Consider the following 20,094-nt stretch of genomic DNA (forward strand, 5'->3'; position numbering starts at 1 on the left):
GTGCGTCCCACTCAGCGGGAACATTCCGATGCTCGAGCGGACGCGCCTTGCCTGGTCTCCAGCCCCGGCGGATACTTCAGACATGCGTTCCGCTCCCGGAGGCGAGCGCGTGTCGGTGCTTGATCGCATCCTCGCAATTCTCAACGCCGTGCGCGAGGCAGAGGGCTCCAGCACCATCACCCGGCTCGCAATGACGACAGGCATCCCGAAATCGACGGTGTCGCGTCTCGTCGGTGATCTCGTGCGCCAGCGGTACCTCACTCGCGATGGCGGGAAGGTCGAGATCGGCCTGCGGCTGTTCGAGCTCGGCGCCCAGGCGCTCACACCGCGTCGACTCAGCAGGGCGGCGATGCCGGTTCTGGCCGAGCTCTACAACGCGACGGGCGAGCACCTGAATGTCGCCGTGCACGAGGGCTGCGACATGCTCTCGGTGATCTCGGTGAGGGGACGCCTCGTTCCGGCACCGTCCCGGGCGGGCGTGCGCGTGCCTTCGGCGACGACGGCGCTCGGAAAGGCCGTGCTGGCGTTCTCTGAAGATGACCTGTCCCTGACCCAGGTCATGGTCGATCTGGACGTGCGACGACGCCACAGTCTCGAGCGGGAGTTTCCGAGCATCCGATCCGATGCGATCGCCGTCGACCACTGCGAAACGTTCCCCGGCGTCGTCGGGATCGCCAGCCCCGTCCTCTCACCCGACCGTCTGCCCGTCGCGGCCATTTCGGCGGCCGGACCCGTGAACGACATGAACCTCGAGCGCATCGCCCCCCTCGTGCGGCACGCAGCGCTCGTGCTCACCCGCCGGCTGGCATCGCTGGCGGGAGGATGACGGGCCCATCCGCCGACGACACCGTGAGTGTCCTCGATCGGATGACCCAGATCCTGCAGGCGTTCGACCATGATGACCGTGGCATCGCGCTGTCCGACCTCGCCCGCCGGTCAGGACTCCCGAAATCGACCGTGTCACGCCTCGTCGCGACGCTCGTGCAGCAGCGCTACCTCGAACGTGATGGGCGGCGCATTCATCTGGGTCTGCGCGTGTTCGAGCTGGGACAGCTCGCCCGCGAACCGCGGGAACTGCGAATGGTCGCGTTGCCGATCCTGGTGCAGCTGCGCGACAAGACGCGCGAGAACGTCCACCTCGCGATTCCCGACGGACGGGAACTCGTGTGCGTCGCAGCGGTGCGCGGACGCACCGACGCACTCTCGCGCGTCGGAATGGGAGTGCGACTGCCCCTGCATGCCACGGCCCTCGGCAAGGCCGTTCTGGCGTATGCGCCCCCGCAGGTCGTCGAGGATGCGTTCGCCGCCGGGCTGGCGTCACTGACGCCGTACACGATCACCGACGACGCGAGGCTGCGTCGGCAGCTGACCGACATTCGCGCCGGTGCGCTCGCGATCGAGCAGCGCGAGTTCGCTTCGGATGCCGCCGGCATCGCGGTTCCCGTGTTCACTGCTCCGGGGAGGCTTGCGGCGGCGCTTTCGGTGTCGGGACTCGCCGACGAGTTCGACATCGAGGGCATCGCACCTGTCCTGAGAGGGGCGGCAGCGGCCCTCTGCCGCCGCCTCTCAGCGCCGCCGCGCTGATCGCGCGAGCGTCAGGGCATCTCGCGGCGTGATGTCATGGTTGCGACGATCATGTCGCCGATGAGGCGTCGATGCGACTCCTGCAGTGCGGGATCCAGCATGTCGCGCTGGAAGACGGCGTTGAACGTGTGCCGGTTGGCGACGTGGAAGCACGCGTAGGCGCTGATCATCATGTGCACGTCGATCGCATCGACATCGTCGCGGAAGATCCCCTCGCGCACCCCGCGACCGATCACCTGCTCGAGCAGGGTGATCGCCGTCTTGTTCTCGCGCAGGATCGTGCTCGACCGGGCGAGGTGCTCTGCGCGGTGGATGTTCTCGATGCTCACGAGCTGGATGAACTCGCGATGCGTCGTGTGGTGGTCGTAGGTGACCTCTGCGATGGCGCGCAGAGCCTCGTCGGGAGCGAGGCGGTCGATGTCGACACCCTTCTCGACGCGGCGGATCTGCGCGTAGACCTGCTCGAGCACCTCGACATACAGGCCCTCCTTCGACCCGAAGTAGTAGTAGATCATCCGCTTCGTCGTGCGCGTGCGCTCCGCGATCTCGTCGACACGTGCGCCGGTGTACCCCTTGGAGGCGAATTCCGACGTCGCGGCCCGCAGGATGTCTGCGCGCGCACGCACGGCCCGAGTCGTTGTGACCGCAGACTTCGCCTCACCTGTCTGATCGATCATCGAAGCCGGCTCCTCCTGACTGTTCTTCGGCCCTCACGAGGGCGCGGAAGTGGCGTTGCATCCGGTCGATGTCAGGCTCGGCGCCGGTGATGATCTGAAGGCTGACGTATGCCTGCCCGACGGCCATTCGACCGCCATCGATCGTCGGGTGACCCCGACGCCGCGCCTGTCGAAGCAATTCAGTCTCCAAGGGACGATAGACGATGTCGGATACCCACGCGCCTGACCCGAGCGCGTCGAGATCGACGGCTACACCGGGATGATGCACCATGCCCATGGGAGTCGCATGCACGACGCCGCTGGCGGAGGAGAGCGCCGCCGCCAGGTCGTCCGAGGCAAGAGCGGAGACCTGCTGCTCGCTGTAATGCGCACCCAGACGTCGGGCGAGATCCTCGGCCCGTCGAGGGTCGGCGTCGTGCAGGTCCACTCGCGCGGCGCCGCGGGCGAGCAGGGAGTATGCGGTTGCGGCCCCCGCGCCGCCGCAGCCGACCTGTACGACACGGTTCAGAGATGCGCCGGGAAGCCCGGTCTCGAGACCGAAGCCGAAGCCTCTCCAGTCGGTGTTGTAACCCACGAGGCGGCCCTCATCGAAGACGACGAGATTGACGGCCTGGAGCGCCGCCGCATGCTCGTCGAGGTGATCGACCAGGGCGAGCACCCGCTGCTTGAACGGGTGCGTGATGTTGACGGCCGAGAATCCCTGGGCGCGCGCGGCGGAGAGCAGTCCGCCGAGGTTCTCATCGATGTACGCAGGGTTCAGCACATCGAAGACGCGATATTCGTAGTCGAAGCCGAGAAGGCTGCCCTCGGCTTCGTGCATTCTCGGGGTCAGGGAGGCCGAGATGCCCTCGCCGATGAGGCCGATCAGGTAACGCATTCCGCGCCTCCGTTGTGTGTACCGGGACGAGCCCTTGTGCCCAAACGTACTGATTAGTACATTCGAGAGGCGAGGAGAATCACCGATGATTCAACTGCGTAGAAGGGGACGCTCGATGTCGAGTCTCGCCGAATGGAACACCACTCCCAGCGCCGTCACGGCGCCCGTCGCCGTGCTCGACCGGATCTTCGCGATCCTCGACGCCGTCAAAGACGGCGATGGCTCGATCTCGATCACCGATATCGCGGGTCGCACGGGACTTCCGAAATCGACGGTGTCGCGACTGGTCGCCGATCTCGCCGATCACAGATATCTCGAGCGCACCGATGCCGGCGTCACACTGGGACTGCGCCTGTTCGAGCTGGGATCGCGAGCGAACCTGCCGCGGCGACTGATCAACGCCGCCGCGCCCGTTCTGCGCCGTTTGAGCACCACGACCGGTGAACGTGTCGGGTTGTGGGTTCAGCAGGGCACCGACATGGTGTCGATCGCGGTGGCGGGACAGCTGTCCATGCTCCCCACACGCGCCGGAATGCGCTCGCCCGCTCTCACGACCGCCAGTGGAAAGGCGTATCTCGCCTTCTGCGGAGACGTCGCGGTCCTCGACCGGATCAGCGCGACGCTGGGCGACGTCGACGCCGAGGTCTTCCGCGATGAGCTCGCGCACGTGCGCACCGCGGTGGTGGCGGTGGACGCTCAGATGTCCTACCCCGGAATCACGGCCGTCGCCAGTCCGGTGCTGTCGACAGGCCACGCGGTCATCGGCGCCGTGTCGATCGCCGGTCCGAGTGGATCGATGGACCCGGAACAGGCGGCGCCGCTCATCCGCGCCGCCGGCACCTCCATCGCCCGGCGTCTGGCGGCGGCGTAGACCGTGCGCACAGCCGACTGGACCGCCTCTGTCAGCGTGCTCGACCGGCTGTCGGCGGTGCTCGACGCGTTCGGCGAGCACGATGAGGGATTGGGAGTCTCAGAGCTCGCACGTCGGGCGGGGCTGCCGAAGTCCACGGTGTCGCGGATCGCCGCCGACCTCGTCGAGCAGCGGTTCTTGGACCGTGACGGCGACAAGCTCTACCTCGGGGTCCGGCTGTTCGAGCTCGGGCAGACGGTGCAGCAGCCGCGCGTGCTGCGCCGGCAGGCGCTTCCGGTCCTGCGAGAGCTGCGGGACGTCACGGGCCAGACGGTGAACCTCGGTGTCCTCGATGGCGCGGACGTCGTCGTCATCGCCGTTCTGCCGGGAGCATCGATGACGTTGCCGCCCCCGCTGCGGGTGGGCGCACGCCTTCCCGCGTACGCCACCGCGATGGGTAAAGCCGTCCTCGCCGTCTCGCGGCGAGACGTCGTCTCACGCGTCGTCGCGGCGGGGTTCGAGCCGCGGACGCCGCAGACGATCACCGACGAGCCGACGCTCCTGCGTGACTTGGCAGGTGTTCGCCACCGCGGTGCAGCGACCGATCATGAAGAGTACGTGCCCGGGGTGACCGGCACGGCCAGTCCCGTGCTCGGTGCGGCCGGGATCCCGGTGGCGGCGATCTCGGTCGCCGGCCCGACGGGCGAGTTCCTCATCGATTCGGTGGTTCCGGCCGTTCGTGCCGCGGCGCTCACGCTGAGTCGCCGACTCGCGACGGTCGCCGCGCACTGAGGACGAAAAGTGATGGGGCGGGTGCGCAATGCACCCGCCCCATCACCGTGCGATGTGTCGTGTCAGCCCGCCATGTCGCGGATGGCCTGGTAGGCGGTGAGGTTGTCGCCTTGGTAACGGTTCTCGAAGTACTCCTCGGCCTTCGTGATGAAGGCGTCGATGTCGATCTCCTCCCGCTCGATGACGGTGTAGGTGTCATCGCCGCGGTAGGTGTCGAGGATCTCTTCGGTCTCCGTCTCGACGCAGTCACGGTTCTCGGGGCGGATCTCGTGGATGGTCTGCTCGAGCAGCGCGGCCTGCTCGTCGTTCATCTTGTCGTAGGTCTTGTCGCTGACGATGAGCCAGTGGATGCCCGCGTTGTGGTCGTTCAGCACGATGGTGTCGAGGACCTCGTCGTAGCTCGACGAGTGGGTCGCGACGATCGGGTTCTCCTGTCCGACCGCGATGCCCTGCTGCAGCGCCGAGTAGACCTCTTCGACAGCGACCGAGACGGGGTTGGTGACACCCAGCGCTTCCGCGTTCGCGAGGAACTGCGGCGAGTTGGGGAAGCGGATGGGGACCCCGGCGAGGTCGTCGGGGCTGCGGACCTCGACGTCCTTCGTCGTCAGCGTGCGGTTGCCGAAGAACCAGCCGTCCACGACCCGGACGCCCGTTGCGTCGTGGAAGTTCGTGAAGAGCTCGTCGGACCCTTCGTCGATCCACTGGAAAGCGTGGTCGATGTCGTTGAACGCGTAGGCCGCGTCGATGACGCCGATCGGCTCGTACGTCGCGCTCAGGGCCGACGCACCCTGCAGATCGATGTCGATGTCGCCCGCTTGAACGAGCGGGAAGCGGTCGGCGTCGGGGCCGAGCTGGCTCGCGGGGTAGAGGTCGACGGTGAAGCCGATGTCAGCGTCCTCGAGGCGCTCCTTGAGCAGCTCGACTCCGCAGAAGTAGTTCGGCGTCTGCTCGTTCTGGCTCGTCGCGACGGTCAGCGTGACCGGGTTGTCCTGGTCTGCCGCGGGTTCGCTGGCCGAGCCGCTCGGCGTTCCGCCGCCGGAACAACCGGCGACGATCAGCGCCGTCGCTGCCAGCGCCGTCGCTGCGAACATGCTGCGACGCATTGAATGGGCTGTGCTCATGGGATTCTCCTCTGGCTTCGCACGTCGTCGTACGGGTTGTAGACACTCGTCACCGGGTCATGACAATCGGTCGACGAAAGGACTTTCGGGCACTGCTCGACTCGACCGGAATGCCAAGGTTCGGTTGGTGGCAGTGCCGACTCTGACGGACTTCACCGCGGTGACAAACATATGTCCCGGCGAGTGGAACATCGCGCGTCGTCATCGCGCCAGACCCTCGTCCGCCGACAGGCGGTGGGCGGCGCGGACCGCGAGCTCGTAGCCGTAGATGCCGGCTCCTGCGAGGACCGCGTGAGCCACCTTCGAGACCAGAGACGGCTCGTACTCCCGTGCCAGGATGTTGGTGATGTGCAGCTCCACGATCGGCGTCGAGAGCATCCGCAGCGCATCCAAGAGCGGGATCGACGTGAAGCTGAAACCGGCGGGGTTGATGACGACGACCGCGTCCTGACGAAACGCCTCGTGCACCCATTCGACGAGCTCGTGCTCGGCATTGGACTGGGCGAAGAACAGGTCGAATCCCAGCTCGTCCGTGACCCGTTCGCAGAGAGCCCGAACATCATCGAGCGTCGCCGTGCCGTACAGCTCCGGTTGACGCAGTCCCATCATGTTGAGGTTCGGGCCGTTCAGGACGAACAGCTTTCTCGCCATCGACGAGTCCTTTCCGAGGCGCGACGCGGGGTCACAGTCCCATCAGCGACGGCAGGAACGTGATGATGCCCGGGAAGAGCGTCAGAAGGAGCAGAACGGTACCCAGGGGGATGAGGAACGGCAGGACGCCGCGGAACAGCTCGCCCATCGGTCTGCGCGTGATCGACCCGACGACGAACAGCACGGCACCGACCGGTGGTGTCAGAGAGCCGATCATGAGGTTCAGGATCATGACGACGCCCAGCTGCAGGGGGTCGATGCCGAACTGGGCGACGATGGGCATCAGGATAGGCACGAGCACCAGGATGACCGGCGGGGCTTCGAGCGGGATGCCCAGCAGGATCAGCAGCACGTTGAGGATCAGCAGGAACACCAGCGGGTTGTCGGTGAAGCTGACGAGCCACTCGCCGAGGTTGCGCGACACCTGCTCGCGGGCGAGCACCTGACCCATGAGGTTCGAAGCTCCCAGGATCAGAAGGATGCCGCCGGAGATGATGATCGTCTCCTTCGACGACTTCCAGAACACCTGCCACGTGAGTGTGCGATAGATGAGACCGAGCAGCAGCATGTAGACGCACGCGATGCCTGCGCTCTCGGTCGGTGTGAACATTCCGCTGAAGATTCCGCCGAGGATGATGACCGGCAGCATCGCGGGCCCGATGACACGAACGGCCGCCTTGCCGAGCAGCTTGCCGTCGAACGTGCTCTTCACGGCGATCTTGGGGTGCAGGCGCACCCAGATGAAGATGTAGATGGCGAACCCGAGGGCCATGAGCACGGCCGGGATGATCGAGCCGGCGAACAGCGCCCCCGTCGAGATCGATGCCGTCGCGGCGAAGAGCACGGCCGGGATGCTGGGCGGCATGATCGTGCTCATGAGCGACGCCGATGCGGTCAGACCTGACGAGAACCCGTAGGGATACCCGGCCTTGAGCATCTGCGGGATCTGCACCTTACTCGTCGATGCGGCATCGGCGAGGGCCGAGCCGCTGATCCACGAGAAGCCGATCGCCGTGCCGAGGTTCACGTAGGCGAGGTTGCCGGGAAGCCGCGCCAGGAGCGCGCGCGCCAGGTCGTAGAGCCGGGTGGCGATGCCGAGATTGTTGGCGATCGACCCCACGAAGATGAACAGCGGGACCGCGAGCAGGGGGAAGCTGTTGATGCCGTTGACGGTCGACGAGAGGGCATACCCGGCGGAGAGACCGTTCGTGTAGAAGTACAGCATGCTCGACCCGATCATCGCGAACGCGACCGGGACGCGCAGCAGCAAGAGCGCGACGAAGAGCAGAATGTAGAGCCAGAGTTCCATCGATCAGCCTTCCATCTCACCGATGTCGAGCTGGCGCTCGGGGCGGTTTGCGTAACGAATCTTGTATGCGGACTGCACGGCGGCCGAGGCGAAGCCGACCAGCGCGAAGATGTAGAGGATGCCGAGGGGCAGGTTCATGGCGGCGCTGAGGCGGACCCACTCGGTTTCGAGCTTGACGTACGCCTCATAGGTCAGCGCGAGGCAGACGGCCACCATGATGACGGCCGAGATCATTCGCAACGCGGTGAAGAGCCATTTTCCCGCCAGCAACTGGTCGAAGATCTCGAGCACGATGTGTCCGTTCCGACCCACGAGGTAGCCGGCCATCGTGAAGGTGAGCGCGATCATGGACAGCAGTGCGAGTTCGCCCGAGCCGACCCAGCCGATCTGGGGGAAGTAGCGCCCGACGACCTGGTACATGGTGCCGAAGATGACGAACGCGAACAGGGTGACGCCGACGGCGATCTCGACACCGGAGAGCGCCCTGATGAACCACGGGTCGGGCGGTACGCCCTTGTTGAGGTCGGGCTCCATGAAGAACGTTCGCGTGGGCGGGAAGATCGACTCGCCGAGTTCCTCCGCGCTCGCGGCTGCGGCCGGGTCGTCGGGAGTGACCTCCTCGGGACCGTTCGTCGTCATGGCGTCGTCGCCACTCGTTCGGGCTGCATGGTCAACCTCTCTGTTGCTGCGGGTCGGGCACCGCGCTCACTGCCCCTGCGACTCTGGTCTGCGCAGGTGGCCGCGCAAAGTCGAGTTTCGCCGAATGGGACATCCTCTGCACGTCCGGGTGCCGCAGATGACGAGCGAAAGGCGGGGGACGCCGGTCGTGCCGGCATCCCCCGCCTCGTCGGGGTTCGACAGTCCTACTCGAAGAGCGAGAGGGTGAGCACCGAGGTGTAGGAACCGGATGCCGCGTTCTCGGCGGCGACCTTGAGGTTGAGGGCTGCGTTGGCCGACCACGAACCCTGGTCGTATGTCGCTACCTGGTCGGTGTTCAGGTAGAGCAGCTCGCCGTCAGCGTAGGCGAGGCCTTCGCTGTCCTCGTCGTCCAGGACACCTTCGATGTCGCCGCCGACCTCGATCGCTGTGCCGTAGTCCGCGGCCAGAGCGGGCGACCACCCGAGATGGTCGGCCGAGATCGAGTCGTCGCCCGAGACGAAAGCGCTCGCCGTGCCGAGGACGAACCACGGGCTGTCGGGGACAGTGCTGCGCGTGTCGGTGACGGTCACGGTCGGGAGGACGCCGGTGAACTCGCGGACCAGCGGGTCGCCCGAGTCGACCTCTTCGAGCGCGGTGTCGTTCGCCGCGACCGAGAGAGCCAGCACGCCCGACGGGTAGCGGTCGGTGATCTCGACGTTGATGTCGACGGTGCCATCGTCGATCTCGTCAGCAGTCGCGACAGCCGTGCCAGCTGACGCCAGCAGCAGCGCGCCGAACGCGATGCCGCCCGCGCGGGTGAGGGTTGATCTCTTCATCATTGAATCTCTTTCTGTGTGATCGCTTCTGCCTCGATCGTGTGACCGAGGCTCGGGTGACGTGTGGGGTGCGAGCCGGGTGCTCGCACCCCACACGCCCGGTGTCAGCCGCCCGCGGGAATAGCCCGGTACGGCGCCGTTCTCGTCTCGGTCACGGACTCACCGTCGACGATCGTCGTCGAAGTGATCGTGGCCTCGCCGGCCGGAACAGACGTCGCTCGCGTGTTGAACGACACGGCGACCGACTTTCCGGGAGCGACGTTCGGGAAGACCTTCTTGCCGAACTCTGTCGTCACCGTGATGTCCGCGGCTGCGCCCGTGTAGTTCGTCGCGGTCACCGACACGTACGCCTTGCCCGCGAGCGTGCGAGGTGTCGTATGCGCTGCGACACCCTTCGAGACGGTCACCGTGGCCGTCGAGGTGAGCTGTTCCTGCTCACCGTCGGCGTTCAGGACGTTCAATCGCACCGTGAGGTCGACTGCGCCGGCCGGGACGTTGTTGTCGACGTCGGCCGCATCGAACTGCAGCGTGACGCGGCTCGGTTCGGCCGTGACGTCGGACGGCTCGACGGGCGTCGCCGACAGCGGAGTGATGAGCTCGGCCGCGCTGTCGTACGTGTACCCGGCGGGCAGGTCGAACTGTGCGTCGATCGTCCCGTCGACCTGCGAGAACACGCCCGAGGGTGTGCCGAATCGCAGGTGACCCGGAGTGAATCGCAGAGCGCCCGGCTGATCCTGCGGTGCGAGGACGACCTCGATCTTGCCGGTCGGGCGCGGGTCGGTGCAGTCGTTGAAGAAGTACTCACCGGCACGTGTGAAGGTGTGCTGGTACGTCTCGCCCGGCTGCAGCCTGGCGTTGAACTCACCCTCGAAGTACTGCGTCGCGCAGTGCTCCTTCAGGTTGGGGAAGTTCGGGAACGTCTCGGCCCCCGGGTTGCGGAAGGTGACCGTCGTGCCGACCGGCACCCGCAGGTGCGTGGGCTGCATGGCGTTCGTCGCGACGCTGTCCTGCGCCGCTGCCGTGTCCGCCGTGCGGCTGCTGCGCGCGAGCAGAACGGTGTTGTCGACCGTCTCGCCCGCGACGGCGGAACCGCTCACGGGGCGACGCATGGTCAAGGGAGAGGTGTTCGGCCCCTCCTGGCTTCCCGTCGCGTTCGTATAGGCACCGTTGAGCTTGAAGGCCCACAGCGAGTCGCCCTGCGTGACCGATCCGCCGTACGGGTTCGTCGACCCGGCAGCGAACACGGCGATGTACTGCTCGCCGTCGACCTCGTAGGTGACCGGAGCGGCAGCGATGCCCGACCCCGTCTGGAAGTCCCAGAGGACGTCACCGTTGACAGCATCCATGATCAGGGCGCGGCCGTCGATCTGCCCGACCACGAGCAGGTCCGATGCCGTCGTCAGCGGCCCTTGGCCGTGCGACATGTCGGTCCCGAGGTGGTTCGTCCACACGACCTTGCCCGTCGAGGCGTCATAGGCGAGGATGCCGCCGGTCTGGTACTGACCCATCGCGCGGAGTCCGTTCGAGCCGGCTCCGTTGTAGTGAGCGACGGGGTTCGTGCCGTACGGGAAGTACACCATGTTCGTGCTGTGGCTGTACGACTGGTTCGACCAGTCGCCGCCGCCGTTCTGGCTCGTCGTCGAGAGGATCGGCATATCCCACTGCGGGTCGTACATGCAGCCCTCGCGGTGCCCTAAGTGACCCTCGGGGTACGTGAGGAACGGCTCATCGGCGGCGACGTAGCTGTCCGGGTTGAAGACGAGGTTGCCCTCGGCGTCGGCCTGGTAGCCGTTGTAGTTCGGCACCGCGCGCCACGGGTTGCCGGGCACGTTGTCGGCATCGAGCTTCTCCCACACGACGCACTCCGGCAGCTGACGCTCTACCGGGAACGGCTGCGTGTCAGGCTGGTTCTGGCGCGAGTCGACGATCATGGGCTTGTCGATCGTGGGGGTGACCGGCTGGCCGTTCGTGCGGTCGATCACGAACTGGTGACCCGACTTGCTGCCGTAGAACGCCACCTTGCGCTCGACGCCGTCGACCTCCATGTCCGCGAGCGTCGGCGGGTGGACGTTGTCCATGTCCCACACGTCGTGGCGGATCGACTGGTAGTGCCACTTGTACGCGCCGGTCGTGGCATCCACGGCAACCATCGTGCTCGAGAACAGGTTGTCTCCAGGACGCTGCGAGCCGTTCTGCGACGAGGTGCAGCTGCGGGCGTTGCCGAAGGTCATGTAGTACATGTTCAGCTCGGGATCCACCGAGCCGTGCATCCAGGGAGCGGCACCGGCCACAGCGGCGCAGTCCGTGCCGTTGTCCAGGACGGGACCCCACGTCTCGGACGCGTCGAAGGTGATCCCGTCGAGGCCGGTGAACTCTTCACCGCGCTGCGGCCCGCCGAAGAAGTGCCAGAGATACGATCCGTCATCGGCATCGAATGCGGCGACCGCTCCGCGGTTGCCGTCCGCCGCGTGGGCGTAGACGATGCCGTTGTTGTAGACGGTCGCGACCTTGCCGAACCCGCCGAGGCTTTGGCCTTCCGGGCCCCGCGCCGGGACAGCCCACACCTGCTCGCCCGTCTCCTGGTCGAGCGCGATGATGTTGCTGCCGCTTGCCAACGTGAAGATCTTGCCGTCGCCGGCCGAGACGCCGCGACGCGTTCCGGACAGCCCGAAGCCGCCACCGTTCCATTTCCAGATCGGGTCGCCGGATGCGCCGTCCACGGCGATCACGCCGCCCTGGGGCGTGTCCAGGTAGATCACGCCTCCCACGACGATGGGGGTCGTCTGCTGTCCGGTGTGGTTGGTCGCCGGTGCAACAGCCGACACGTGCGTGCGCCACGCCGGCGCGAGCTGGTCGAGGTTGTCTTTATTGATCTGCGTCAGTCCGGAGTAGTGCTGGTTTCCGAGGTTTCCGCCGACCGTGGGCATGTCGACACCCGTGGGTTCGAGGCCGGTCAGACCGGCGGGGGGAACGGGGTCTGAACCCGTTCCCACCGCTGTGGCGGGTGAGGCGGCGACAGCGAGGGTCAGCGCGAGCGCGCCCACCCCCACTACTGCCAGCCTCTTTCTCAATGTCTTGCGCATGTGCGTGCTCCTTGATCGTCATCGATCAGACGGAGGGCGGTGCGTGCCCGCCTCACGTCCCTGGGGGTATGCCGACCGAAGTGCCGAACTGGAGGCATCGGCGCCGGTCAGCGCTCCGGACGCTAGACCGCCCGCTCCGAGGGGGCAACCGATCGGCCCATCGAGTGGTACACCGCGTTGCCTTTCTGCTCAGTGGGACAACGGTTGGTCGGGATCAGTGCGCCTGCTTAGCATGCGACGACCGGCACCTAGCCCTGGACGGAGTTGTCATGGCTGCATCAGCATCCAAAACCCTCACGAGCGAACAGACTCGAGAACTCGATGAGGTGTTCGCGCGGGCACAGGCGGCGCTCGCCGTCATCGAGACGTACGATCAAGCGCGCGTCGATCGCCTCATTCAGGCCATCGCCTGGGCCGTCGCGAATCGCTCGTCGTTTCACCGACTCGTCGACATGGGGATCGAAGAGTCCGGCCTCGGCGATTTCGACAGCCGCATGAACAAGCGCATGAAGATCCGCGGTGTCCTTCGCGACGCGTTGCGCAGCCCCTCCGTCGGCATCATCGAAACCGACGAAGAGCGCGGTCTCGTCAAGTACGGCAAGCCCGTCGGAGTGATCGGGTGCGTCGTGCCGACGACGAACCCCGATCTCACTCCCGCGGGGAACGCGATCTACGCCGTCAAGGCGCGCAATGTCGTCGTCTTCTCGCCGCATCCGCGCTCGAAGGACACCACCTTCGAGACCGTGCGTCTCATGCGCGAAGCGCTCGAGGCAGAAGGCGCTCCCGCCGACATCCTGCAGTGCATCACGCTGCCGAGCCTCACCGCATCGCAGGAGATCATGCGCCGCTCCGATCTGGTCATCGCGACCGGCGGACAGGGTCTCGTGCGCGCCGCGTACAGCTCGGGTACTCCCGCCTACGGCGTCGGCGCCGGCAATGCCACCGAGTTCGTCGATGAGACGGCCGATCTGAAAGAGACGGCGCGCAACTGCATGCTCTCCAAGACATCGGACTTCGGCTCGGGCTGTTCGGCAGACGGAAACGTCCTCGTGCCCGCGTCGCGGTACCAGGACATGCTCGCCGCACTGCAGGACGAAGGCGGTCACCTCGCGACCGCCGACCAGCGGGCTGCGTTGCAGGCGGTGATGTGGGATGACGAAGGCCACCGCCTCGCCGACACCGTCGCGGTGTCCCCGCAGGCGCTCGCCCGAGCCGCCGGGTTCGAGGTGCCGGCGAGCACGAAGTTCATCCTCGTCGAGGGCGACGGCATCGCCGATGACCGGCCGTTCTGCAAAGAGAAGCTGACGACGCTCATGGCGGTCCACGCATACGAGGGGAGCTTCGAAGACGGAGTCGAGGTCGCCAAGCGTCTCTACGACATCGGCGGCAAGGGTCACTCGTGCGGCATCGCGTCGAAGGACGACGCCCACGTCGACTATTTCGCCCGGCACATGCCGGTCTCGCGCATCATGGTGCGGCAGCCCAACTCGAAGGCGAACGCCGGTGCGTTCACGAATGGGATGCCGATGACCTCGTCGATGGGGTGCGGCACGTGGGGCGGCAACATCACGTCCGAGAACGTGTCGTTGAAGCACTACATGAACACGACCTGGGTCTCTCGGGTCATCGCCGAAGACCGGCCCTCAGACGAGGAGCTCTTCGGTGACTTCTACGACGCTGCTCTCGAAGCGGCCGAACCGTCAGCGGTCGCTCGGTGAGCACGATCGATGAGTCGACCACGGGCGAATCCGCCGAGGCCCTCGTCGCCGAAGCGCGCGGGTGGTGGCATACCGACATCATCGACATCCATCCCGGCGAGATCGCGCTGCGCGGGTATCCCATTCAGGACCTGATCGGCAACGCCGGCTTCGTCGACACCATCTGGCTCATGGTTCAGGGCGAACTGCCCACTCGGGCTCGCGCTGCGCTGTTCGAGGCCGCACTCGTGGCATCCGTCGATCACGGTCCGCAGGCGCCGTCGATCGCGATCGCGCGGATGGCGACGACGTGCGGAGCGCCCGTGAACGGCGCGATGGCGTCGGCGATCAACGTTCTCGACGACATCCACGGCGGACCCGGACAGCAGTGCATGGAGATCTACCTCGAGATCGACGCCGAGCTCGACAGCGCGGGCGACGTCCGCGAAGCGACGCGCCGCGTTCTGCAGCGACACCGCGATGCGGGACTCACGTACGTGCCGGGGTTCGGGCACCGTTTCCACCCCCTCGACCCGCGCACTCCGCGCCTTCTCTCGCTCGTCGACGACGCCGTCGCGCAGGGCGAGATCGATGGGCGGTTCGCCGAGATCGGCCGGGCCGTCGAAGACGAGATCAGCCACGGCCGGACACGACGCATCCCCATGAACGTCGACGGAGTGACCGCCGTCATCTACTGCGAGCTCGGTCTTCCGCCGGAGCTGGGTCGAGGTGTCTTCATCTTGGCGCGGTCGGTCGGCATCCTCGCGCATGCCTACGAGCAGATGACGCAGGGCGTGCGGATCAAGGGACCCTTGCCGAAATCACTCGGATACACCTACACCGGACCGGCCCGACGTGCCGTCCCGAAAGAGACCGACCAATGAAGGAGAACGACATGAAAGACCTGGTGTCGAACCAGATCATCAGGTACCTGGAGGCGCGTGCCGTCGAGCACGTGTTCGGGTTGTGCGGGCACACCAACATCGCACTTCTGGCTGCCCTCGAAAAGAGCGAGCAGATCTCCTTCATCAATGTGCGTCACGAGCAGATCGCCTCGCACGCCGCCGACGGCTACGCGCGAGCGGGCAAGCGGACAGGTGTCGTGCTGTCGCACCTCGGGCCGGGCCTGACGAACGCCGCGACGGGGGTGGCGAACGCCGCACTCGATTCGATTCCGATGGTCGTCATCGCCGGCGACATCCCGACGCACTATTACGGGAAGCATCCGCATCAGGAGGTCAATCTCCACGCGGACGCGGCCCAATACGAGATCTACCGCCCGTTCGTGAAGCGGGCGTGGCGGGTCGACCAGCCGCACCTCATGGCCGAAGTGCTCGACAAGGCGTTCACGCTTGCGGAGAGCGGGCGACCCGGCCCCGTCCTGGTCGATGTGCCGATGGATGTCTTCTCGGCCGAGGTCGACGTCGCGACGTTCGACAAGGCAATCAGCAATACGCGCACGCTCGCGAAGCCCGGTCTCGACGAAGAGGTCGCCGAACAGATCGTGCGCAATCTGCTGGAGGCGGAGAACCCCGTGCTCTACGTCGGCGGCGGCGTGATCAGCGCCGACGCGACCGACGAGCTGCTGGAGTTCGCCGAGCTGCTCTCGCTGCCCGTGTCGCACAGCCTGATGGGCAAGGGCGCTGTCCCCGACGACAATCCGCTCGTGCTGGGCATGACCGGATTCTGGGGTACGGCGTTCACGAACGAGATGACCCGAACGGCCGACTGGATCCTCGCTCTCGGCACGCGCTTCGCCGAAGCGGACTCGAGCTCGTGGTATCCCGAGTACACATTCGACATCCCGAAGACCAAGCTGATGCAGATCGACATCGATCCCGCCGAGCTGGGGCGCAATTATCCGCTCGAGATCGGCGCGCTCGCCGACATGAAGTCCGCGCTCAAGACGCTCGTGCGCATCGCGCGCCGGCTCGCTCCCGAAACGATCGATCGCGCCGAGCTGATCGGCAGGATCGCCGCGAATCGCGACGATCTCAAGAGCCGCAATGCGGCGGCGCAGGTGTCGGAGGCGTGGCCCATGCGGCCCGAGCGCATCCTGGCCGAGGCGCGCGCCGTGCTGCCCGCCGACGCGATCATCACGACCGACGTCGGCTGGAACAAGAACGGCGTCGGTCAGCAGTTCGACATCCTGACGCCCGGTTCGATCCTGACACCCGGCGGGTTCGCGACGATGGGGTTCGGCGGTCCGGCCGCCGTCGGAGCCAAGATGGCCTGCCCCGACCGCGTCGTCGTCTCTCTCGTCGGCGACGGCGGCTTCGGGCAGAATCCCTCCGTCCTGGCGACGGCCCGCGAGCACAACACGCCCGTCGTGTGGGTCGTGATGAACAACAACGCGTATGGGACGATCGCCGGGCTCGAGAAGGCGGCGTTCGGCACGACGTACGGAACGGTCTTCGGCACGGCGGACGACCCCATGTATACCGACTTCGCGGCGATCGCGCGGGCATACGGCGTCACGGGCATCAAGGTCGAGTCAGCCGCGGAGTTCAGACCGGCGCTCGAGCGTGCGATCGCGCATGAGGGTCCCGTCGTGATCGACGTGTCGATGGTCAACGTCCCCACACCGACGACCGGCCACTGGAACATCCTCGACATCTACTCGCCCGACGAGAAGATCGAACACGTCGCGACCTCGTGACATGCCCAGCTCACGTCGGATGACCGGTGACGCCCATGAGTGACGAGTCTTCTGTCTCGATCTCCACGGTGTCGCTGGCGGGCACGCTCCAGGACAAGATGCGGGCTGCCGTCGCGGCCGGATTCGGTGGGGTGGAACTGCTCGAATACGACCTCCTCGTGTCACCGTGGTCGCCCCGGCGCGTCGCCGAAGAGGCCGCGGACCTCGGTCTCTCGATCGATGTATACCAGCCGCTGCATGTTGAAGCCGTCCGGCCCGGCCTGTTCGATGCCCGCCTGCGCCATGCCGAACGCAAGCTCGATCTGGTGAGCGAGCTCGGCGCGCGCGTGCTCGTCTGCTGCTCGACGACCTCGGACGACGGAATCGACGACGACGAGCTCGCCGCGGAGCAGCTGTCGCGCATCGCCGACCTGGCCGCGCAGCGGGGTGTTCGACTCGCGCTCGAGGCGGTGCCGTGGGGCCGCGTCCGCACGCACGAGCACGCGTGGCGCATCGTCCGGCGGGCCGATCATGCCGCTCTTGGAATGTGCCTGGACAGCTTCCACGTGCTCTCGCACGCCAACGATCCGCAGGTGGAGCTTGCCGCCTTCGATCCCGCGAAGATCTTCCATGTGCAGCTCGCCGACGCGCCGCGCGTCGGCATGGACGTGCGCGAATGGAGTCTGCACTCACGGGTGTTCCCGGGGCAGGGCGTGCTCGACGTCCACGGATTCCTCGAGCAGCTCGCGGTGAAGAGGTATCGAGGCTCGATCGCGCTCGAGGTGTTCAACGACGTCTATCAGCAGGAAGATCCACGCCACGCCGCGATCGATGCCATGCGGTCGGTGCGTGCGCTGGCCGAAGCTGTGGGGGAGCGCGGCCCGGCCGCCCTCCGGTCCGCATCGAGCACCCTTCCACCTGCTCCGCGCCTCGACGGGTACGCGTTCGTCGAGTTCGCGGTCGATGCGCTGTCGCGCCCCCTCCTCGCGCGCCTGCTGGGCAGGCTGGGCTTCACCCACACCGGGCAGCACCGCTCGAAGCCTGTCGAGCTGTGGGAGCAGGGAGACGCGCGCGTCCTTCTCGACCTCGCGCCCGACCGATCGATCGACCCCGCGACGGCGTCGATCATCGCGCTGGGGGTCGACACGTCAGACGCGCGCGCGTCCTTCCGGCGAGCGCAGAGCCTGCTCGCGCCCAAGCTCGCCCGCAAGCTCGGCGAGGGCGAAGCCGACCTGAACTCCGTCGCCACTCCCGACGGCACGGCGCTGTTCTTCTGCGAGGGGGATTGGCTCGCAGATTTCGAGCCGACGGGCGCTTCCGCATCGACGTCACCGCTCCTGCACGACATCGATCATGTGTCGATGACGGACTCCGTCGACGACTTCGAGCCGTCGACTCTCTTCCTCCGTACCGTGCTGGGCCTGTCGGCGGGTGAGCCGACCGAGGTCAATGCGCCGTTCGGCGTCGTGCACCGGTGGACTGCGACCGACCCGGCTCACCGCGTTCGAATCGCGCTGAGCACATCTCCGCTGCGCCGCGGGGACTGGGCTCCGAGCATCTCGAGCCCGCAGTCGATCGCGTTCCGCACCGACGACGTCGTCGCGTGTGCGCGGGCGCTGCACGACAGTGGAGCATCGATCCTGCGCATCCCCGGCAACTACTACGACGATCTCGAGGCGCGGGTCGGCCTTCCGGCTGACATGATCGCCGTGCTTCGCGAGAACGACATCGTCTACGACCGCGATCGACACGGCGAGTACCTGCACTTCTTCACCGAGATGGTGGGATCGCGGGTCTTCTTCGAGATCGTGCAGCGCATCGACGGTTACGACGGCTTCGGTGATCCGCACAGCGTCCCCCTCCGCATGTCGGCCCATCGCCGCCAGCGGATGCGGATGCTCGAGGTCACGTCATCGGAGGTTCCGACCGACCACCGCTACGACTACTCGCTCGCGCACCTGACCGCGCTGAGCCTGACGCCACCCGAACTCGTCGACGCAGCGGCCGCCGCCGGTTACCGCTACGTCGGCCTGCGCATGACGAAGGTGACGGCGCAAGAGCCCAACTACCCCCTCTCGTACGACCCGAAGCTGATGCGGGCCACGAAGACGCACCTGGCGGCCATGGGGGTCGAAGTGCTCGACATCGAGCTCGCCCGCATGACCTCGAGTGACAGCCCACGCGACTACCTGCGCTTTCTCGAAGCGGGCGCCGAGCTCGGCGCCCGCCACGTCATCACGCAGCTCCCCGACGCCGATTTCGCGCGCAAGTCCGACCGATTCGCCGAGTTGTGCGAGCTCGCGCGACCCCTCGGGCTCACGCTCGATCTGGAGTTCCCCTCGTGGACCGAGACGCCGAACCTCTCTGAGGCCGTTCGCGTGCTGCGCGCCGCTGATCAGCCGAACGCGGGGCTCCTCATCGATGCGCTGCACTTCTGGCGATCCGGATCGACGCTCGACGAGTTGCGCGCGCTGCCGCGCGAGTGGTTCCACTACGTGCACGTGTGCGACGCACCCGGAGAGATCCCCACAACGACCGAAGGGCTCATCCACACGGCCCGGTTCGAACGGCTGTTTCCGGGCGAAGGCGACCTCGACATCGCCGGCATCCTCGACGCGCTTCCACCGAACCTGCCCCTGGCGCTCGAGATCCCCCGTGCGACCCTCGTCGCCCAGGTCGGAGCGAAGGAGCACGCGCGGCTCGCGATCGCCGCGTCACGCCGTCATCTGGATGCCGCGGCGCCATCTCTCGCGGGCGGTTGAGAGCCTGCGGCCTCGACGCGCGGAGCGGGGGGATGAGATCCTTGCGCCTCCGACACCCCGGTCGCCGCGAGCGAGAGTTCGAGCAGCTCGCGGAGCACGTCGCGGTCGACACCCGACAGTCGCGTCACGTACAGGCACGCCTTGCTGGCGCGGTGCTTGCCCAGTCGGTCGAGAAGATCGGGCCACCGCGTCGTGAAATCGGTGAGGAAGTAGATCGTGTGGTGCGCCGCGCCCGAGGCGAAGGCGAGGAGAGGCGCTTGTCCACTGTGCCCGCTCTCGTAGCGGTACTCGTATGTCCCGAAGCCGACGATGCGACCGGCCCAGACCACCGGCGGCTCGCCCGTGATCTCGCCGAACAGCTCGAGCAGCTCGTCGGCTTCGTCGCGGCGGGCACCCGTCGCTTTCTCGAGAGCCACCTCGACGGGAACGTCCGACGGTGACATCGCCGGCGACTTCTTCGCGGATCCTGTGTTCTCGCTCATGTCGAGTCCGTCCGTTCGCTGGTGATGACCATCCTGACGCGGCTGCCCCGCGACGATAACCCTCAGCAGGGTCGCGGGTCCTCGGTCATCTCTTCA

At 66.8% G+C, this 20,094-nt stretch carries 17 protein-coding genes; 8 read left to right on the plus strand and 9 right to left on the minus strand.

The features are described from left to right. Nucleotides 1–82: 82 nt before the first annotated feature. On the plus strand, nucleotides 83–826 hold the full coding sequence (locus tag ACWIBS_RS08575) for an IclR family transcriptional regulator (protein ID WP_376129027.1): 744 nt from the start codon (nucleotides 83–85) through the stop codon (nucleotides 824–826). Beyond that, on the plus strand, nucleotides 823–1,584 hold the full coding sequence (locus ACWIBS_RS08580) for an IclR family transcriptional regulator (protein ID WP_376129025.1): 762 nt from the start codon (nucleotides 823–825) through the stop codon (nucleotides 1,582–1,584). The genes ACWIBS_RS08575 and ACWIBS_RS08580 overlap by 4 nt, the downstream gene beginning before the upstream one ends. An 11-nt stretch (nucleotides 1,585–1,595) precedes the next feature. Here the strand turns inward: ACWIBS_RS08580 and ACWIBS_RS08585 are convergent, their stop codons facing one another. Continuing rightward, nucleotides 1,596–2,261 carry a TetR/AcrR family transcriptional regulator gene (locus ACWIBS_RS08585; RefSeq protein WP_454136802.1) on the minus strand — a complete coding sequence of 222 codons (666 nt, stop codon included), beginning with the start codon at nucleotides 2,259–2,261 and terminating at the stop codon, nucleotides 1,596–1,598. Further along, nucleotides 2,242–3,138 carry a shikimate dehydrogenase gene (locus tag ACWIBS_RS08590; RefSeq protein ID WP_376129021.1) on the minus strand — a complete coding sequence of 299 codons (897 nt, stop codon included), beginning with the start codon at nucleotides 3,136–3,138 and terminating at the stop codon, nucleotides 2,242–2,244. Before ACWIBS_RS08590 ends, ACWIBS_RS08585 begins: the two co-directional genes overlap by 20 nt. Nucleotides 3,139–3,253: 115 nt before the next feature. Here ACWIBS_RS08590 and ACWIBS_RS08595 point away from each other — a divergent pair, with 115 nt between their 5' ends. Further along, nucleotides 3,254–4,009: an IclR family transcriptional regulator gene (locus tag ACWIBS_RS08595; RefSeq protein WP_376129020.1), complete on the plus strand. Its 756-nt coding sequence runs from the start codon at nucleotides 3,254–3,256 to the stop codon at nucleotides 4,007–4,009. A 3-nt stretch (nucleotides 4,010–4,012) separates the two neighbouring features. After that, on the plus strand, nucleotides 4,013–4,780 hold the full coding sequence (locus tag ACWIBS_RS08600; RefSeq protein WP_376129018.1) for an IclR family transcriptional regulator: 768 nt from the start codon (nucleotides 4,013–4,015) through the stop codon (nucleotides 4,778–4,780). A 62-nt stretch (nucleotides 4,781–4,842) separates the two neighbouring features. Here the strand turns inward: ACWIBS_RS08600 and dctP are convergent, their stop codons facing one another. The 6 genes from dctP to ACWIBS_RS08630 form a co-directional block, all read right to left on the minus strand. Beyond that, nucleotides 4,843–5,901: a TRAP transporter substrate-binding protein DctP gene (gene dctP / locus ACWIBS_RS08605; protein ID WP_376129016.1), complete on the minus strand. Its 1,059-nt coding sequence runs from the start codon at nucleotides 5,899–5,901 to the stop codon at nucleotides 4,843–4,845. Nucleotides 5,902–6,102: 201 nt separating this feature from the next. Then, a complete protein-coding gene (locus tag ACWIBS_RS08610) occupies nucleotides 6,103–6,552 on the minus strand; it encodes a type II 3-dehydroquinate dehydratase (RefSeq protein ID WP_376129015.1) in 450 nt (149 codons plus the stop codon). Nucleotides 6,553–6,583: 31 nt separating this feature from the next. Continuing rightward, the gene (locus ACWIBS_RS08615; protein WP_376129013.1) at nucleotides 6,584–7,861 is read right to left on the minus strand and encodes a TRAP transporter large permease; all 1,278 of its coding nucleotides are present in this window, start codon (nucleotides 7,859–7,861) and stop codon (nucleotides 6,584–6,586) included. Nucleotides 7,862–7,864: 3 nt separating this feature from the next. Further along, entirely contained in the window at nucleotides 7,865–8,500 is a 636-nt protein-coding gene (locus ACWIBS_RS08620) for a TRAP transporter small permease (protein ID WP_376129011.1), read from the minus strand. A gap of 224 nt (nucleotides 8,501–8,724) precedes the next feature. Then, a complete protein-coding gene (locus ACWIBS_RS08625; protein ID WP_376129009.1) occupies nucleotides 8,725–9,339 on the minus strand; it encodes a hypothetical protein in 615 nt (204 codons plus the stop codon). Between the two features lie 101 nt (nucleotides 9,340–9,440). Beyond that, nucleotides 9,441–12,419, minus strand: a complete 2,979-nt coding sequence (locus ACWIBS_RS08630; protein ID WP_376129008.1) for an outer membrane protein assembly factor BamB family protein — start codon at nucleotides 12,417–12,419, stop codon at nucleotides 9,441–9,443. 269 nt (nucleotides 12,420–12,688) lie between these two features. Here ACWIBS_RS08630 and ACWIBS_RS08635 point away from each other — a divergent pair, with 269 nt between their 5' ends. From ACWIBS_RS08635 to ACWIBS_RS08650, 4 genes are read left to right on the plus strand one after another with little or no spacing between them, the layout of a single operon-like run. Next, nucleotides 12,689–14,137: an aldehyde dehydrogenase family protein gene (locus ACWIBS_RS08635; protein ID WP_376129006.1), complete on the plus strand. Its 1,449-nt coding sequence runs from the start codon at nucleotides 12,689–12,691 to the stop codon at nucleotides 14,135–14,137. Further along, the gene (locus tag ACWIBS_RS08640; RefSeq protein ID WP_376129004.1) at nucleotides 14,134–15,000 is read left to right on the plus strand and encodes a citryl-CoA lyase; all 867 of its coding nucleotides are present in this window, start codon (nucleotides 14,134–14,136) and stop codon (nucleotides 14,998–15,000) included. Before ACWIBS_RS08635 ends, ACWIBS_RS08640 begins: the two co-directional genes overlap by 4 nt. 11 nt (nucleotides 15,001–15,011) lie before the next feature. Further along, a complete protein-coding gene (locus ACWIBS_RS08645; protein WP_376129003.1) occupies nucleotides 15,012–16,775 on the plus strand; it encodes a thiamine pyrophosphate-binding protein in 1,764 nt (587 codons plus the stop codon). Nucleotides 16,776–16,810: 35 nt separating this feature from the next. Next, a complete protein-coding gene (locus ACWIBS_RS08650; RefSeq protein ID WP_376129065.1) occupies nucleotides 16,811–19,516 on the plus strand; it encodes a TIM barrel protein in 2,706 nt (901 codons plus the stop codon). Here the strand turns inward: ACWIBS_RS08650 and ACWIBS_RS08655 are convergent. Beyond that, a complete protein-coding gene (locus tag ACWIBS_RS08655; protein ID WP_376129001.1) occupies nucleotides 19,477–19,998 on the minus strand; it encodes a DUF1801 domain-containing protein in 522 nt (173 codons plus the stop codon). The genes ACWIBS_RS08650 and ACWIBS_RS08655 overlap by 40 nt on opposite strands. Nucleotides 19,999–20,094: the final 96 nt, after the last annotated feature.

The sequence above is a fragment of the Microbacterium sp. NPDC055442 genome (genome assembly GCF_053644215.1).